This is a genomic window from Terrisporobacter muris (genome assembly GCF_024621905.1).
Lineage (GTDB): Bacteria > Bacillota > Clostridia > Peptostreptococcales > Peptostreptococcaceae > Terrisporobacter > Terrisporobacter muris.
This window is the reverse complement of sequence record NZ_JANKBY010000350.1, coordinates 1-3,500: the sequence shown is the minus strand read 5'-3', so window position 1 is coordinate 3,500 and position 3,500 is coordinate 1. Positions and strand designations below refer to the sequence as shown.

Genomic DNA, 3,500 nt, shown 5'->3' with positions numbered 1-3,500 from the left:
AAAAGTTATCATCCTGATAAATACAATAGTGAAGAAATACCATTAGAAGTTAGAAAAGAACTAGAAGATACATATAAAAAAATAAACTTAGCTTACGATAAACTAAGGGAGATTTTTTAAATTTTCAAGGGGGTTATAAATATGGTCTTTAAAATTGCAATTATAATAGTAATTCTAATAATAATTTTTGTATCTTATATTTTTTATAGTAATAATAAGAGCAAACATAGAAAAGCTGATTCTAAAAAATCATCCAATTCTTATTATAAAGATGAATTAGATTCATTTTCTATTTTAAGTAAAGACTCCTTTAAAGATACTCATATCAAAGAATTCTTAGTAAATGAGGGTATTATTTTAATAGAAGATAAATGTTTTGTTAATTGTAAAAATTTATCAAATATAAAAGTTGAAGAGGGAAATAATAATTATTGCTCTAAATTAGGTGTACTTTTCACAAAAGATATGAGAACTATCATATGTTATCCTCCTTTAAAACAAACGTCTACTTATTTTATACCTCAAGGTGTTGAACGCATAAATACCCATGCTTTTTTAAATAATAATTCCATAAAATATGTCATAATTCCCACAAGTTTAGAATATATAGGTGAAAATTCGTTTGTTAATTGTAAAAATTTGAATCAAATAGTAATCCCAGAAAATGTGGAGGAAATTCATCCTAGGGCTTTTAATCTTTGTCCTAGACTTACTATTCGTTGTTACAAAAACTCAATTGCAGATGATTACTGCAAAAAATATTATATTCCTTGTGAATACTTAAGTAGTTAATATAAATATATACTCTAAAAATCTTGAAGCTGAGCTTGAAAACTGTCAACTCATCATTTTAGATGAAATTGGCTTTGCTGAGGGCAATTCTTACGAATTCATAAATACCTTAAATAAATCTTTAGATAGCAATAAAATAGTATTTTGTGTTTTGAAGAAAAAGAATTACCAATTAATAAATACTATTAAAAAAGAGAACTCTAAATAAATTCAGAGTTCTCTTTATTTACTTTTCTATGACAATTCAAATGTTCCACAAGCTGCTCTAGCTGCCATTATCTGTACATCTTTTGCATTGCACTTGTCATTTTCATTATATTTACAATTACTTGCAATACATTTAATTGATTCTGGTACAGTTTTTTTATTGTCATAAATGTTAGATAATTTATCGTAAGCATATCCACCTTCTTCAACAAAAGTATTGCAAATTGTTTCTGATATAGTTTTTGCATTAACTCCTTTTACATTGATTACTCCTGCCATGCAATCACCGCTTTTATTATGAACACAATTAGTAGCTTTACAAGTTAAACTAGTACTTTTCATATGTAATACCTCCTACATTTTTTCATTCTTATTATGTGCTAAATGTAAGTAAATAATTATTTATTTTATAACTTTTATGATAATTTAAATTATTTAAAATGTAGGCAATCAATATTTATATTTTAATCTTCTAGTTTTACAAATTTATAGCCCTCTTCTCTTAACTTTATTAAAGCTTCTTTTAAACCTTCATAAGTATATCCATTTGGTTGGTTAAAATGACTAATTATAATATCTCCAGATTTTGCTTTGCTTACTTCACTTATCACTTCTTCCTTTGAAAAAGTTGCTCCACCATCACCATTTATACTAAATCCTGCTATTTTATATCCCAGTTCATTAGCAATTTCCATGGCAACTTCATCATAGTAAGCTGTACCCGATCTGAAATATTTTGTTTTCTTACCTGTAAGTTTGTATATTTCATCTTCGTTTAATTTTATTTCTTTTATAACTTCTTTTACATCAGCTGTTCCTTCTATATTATAAATAGAATTTTTATTCACTGATAGTGGTTTGTGACTATAACCATGATTTTCAATTTCAAAATTATTATTTTTAGATAGTTCCATAAAAATATCTTTATTAGCTTCTATCCATCTATAATTTATAAATAATGTGGCATTTATATTTTCTTTGTCCAAAAAATCTATTAATTCCTTATCATATTTACTTCCTTTATCTCCGCCACAGGCATCTAGTGTTAGTGCTATTTCTTTATTATCACCATCTATATAGCTTACTACTCCTTCTAATTGTTCTCCCCATTCTTTTGGTTTAACATTTTCATAAGTTTCAATAATTTCTTCTTTCAACTTATCTTCATTTTCTTTTTCAACTTGAGATGTTGTAACTGTAGTATTATTTTCTGCAGTTGTATTTTTATTTATTTCTGATTTCTTAGCACATCCTGTTACTCCTATAAAAGTACATAAAATAATAAATATAATTTTCTTCATTATATAATCCCCCATATAATATATTCTTCATAATCTTTCACTTATTTATTATCCTCCATTCTTTTACTTTCATCAATAAATAATTCTATTTTCATAATTTATACAAAAAATCCCTTCTCATTTTAATAACGAGAAGGGCGTATATTATTTATAAAATGACTATAAAGAAGTCATGTTTTGTACATATTTGCTACTGGCAGTTATATATAACCCTGATTTAAGCTTGTACATGTAACTACTTCCTACCTTAAGTTTTTTAGTTACTGTAAATACTTCACCTTTTTTAACAATTTCAGCTACTGCCTTATCTTCCCAAGATGGACATTTTCTAACATTTAGTTCATTTACTATAACTTTTACATATTTCACATTTGTAGAAACTTCCACCTCTTTTTCATCACAAACAAAATCTTCATCTGGTTTTACATAAGTTACACCAAAAGTTTTACAAACACCTTTACAAGTTGCTTCTGCATCAGCCTTTTGAAACTCTGGGTCTAACATATATTTAGCTTCTGCCATATTATCCATAAATCCTGATTCAGTTAAAATAGCAGGCATTTTTGTATTTCTAAGAACATATAAACTAAATCCTGAAATATCTGTATCAGTTCTTACACCATAGTTAGTACAATTATGATCTTTATGCAATTTCCATAATTCTTCATGTACATTTTGTGCCAGAACTTTAGTTTTAGCTTGTGAGTTATAATGTATAATTGTCACTAATCCTTTTGCTTTAGTCTGCCATTTCTCTCCAATAGCATTATAATGTTTACTTACATATGCATCTGCATTTACTGAATTTGCACGACTAACTCTATTTTGAAGCGATGTATCTACATCAGTTGGAGCCACTAAAAGTACTTCAAATCCACATCTTTTTAATGCTTTTTCCAAGTACTTAACTACAGCTCTATTAAACTCATTTTCTTTTATTACTTCACCTTTCTTTCTTACTAATTTACCATCTATATATAAATCTTCTAGTAATTTGGGCGTTCTTTTACCCGCAGTCTCCATTCCATGACCATCATCAAGGGCAATAAGATATTTATTCGCCATAAAAACACCTCCTTTAATAATATATAGACTTACGACATATTTTGACACAGAATTTTATTTAAAAAAATCAAATAATTTTTCATAATAATTTCTCCTAAGGTAATACTATCATTGAAATGTAGATAAAGTAGTAAA

General features: G+C 26.7%; 5 protein-coding genes. 2 read left to right on the top strand and 3 right to left on the bottom strand.

The annotated features are described in order from the left end of the window. Positions 1–141: 141 nt before the first annotated feature. Entirely contained in the window at positions 142–792 is a 651-nt protein-coding gene (locus NSA58_RS17550) for a leucine-rich repeat domain-containing protein (RefSeq protein WP_039681108.1), read from the top strand. Between the two features lies 1 nt (position 793). After that, positions 794–1,000: a nucleoside-triphosphatase gene (locus NSA58_RS21050; RefSeq protein ID WP_079764813.1), complete on the top strand. Its 207-nt coding sequence runs from the start codon at positions 794–796 to the stop codon at positions 998–1,000. A gap of 26 nt (positions 1,001–1,026) precedes the next feature. Here NSA58_RS21050 and NSA58_RS17545 read toward each other — a convergent pair whose 3' ends face one another. From NSA58_RS17545 to NSA58_RS17535, 3 genes are all read right to left on the bottom strand, one after another. Beyond that, complete coding sequence (locus tag NSA58_RS17545; protein ID WP_074429741.1) at positions 1,027–1,341, bottom strand: DUF1540 domain-containing protein; 315 nt, start codon at positions 1,339–1,341, stop codon at positions 1,027–1,029. A 122-nt stretch (positions 1,342–1,463) separates the two neighbouring features. Continuing rightward, the gene (locus tag NSA58_RS17540; RefSeq protein WP_039681107.1) at positions 1,464–2,300 is read right to left on the bottom strand and encodes a polysaccharide deacetylase family protein; all 837 of its coding nucleotides are present in this window, start codon (positions 2,298–2,300) and stop codon (positions 1,464–1,466) included. Between the two features lie 159 nt (positions 2,301–2,459). After that, on the bottom strand, positions 2,460–3,365 hold the full coding sequence (locus tag NSA58_RS17535; RefSeq protein ID WP_039681106.1) for an N-acetylmuramoyl-L-alanine amidase: 906 nt from the start codon (positions 3,363–3,365) through the stop codon (positions 2,460–2,462). Between the last annotated feature and the right edge of the window lie 135 nt (positions 3,366–3,500).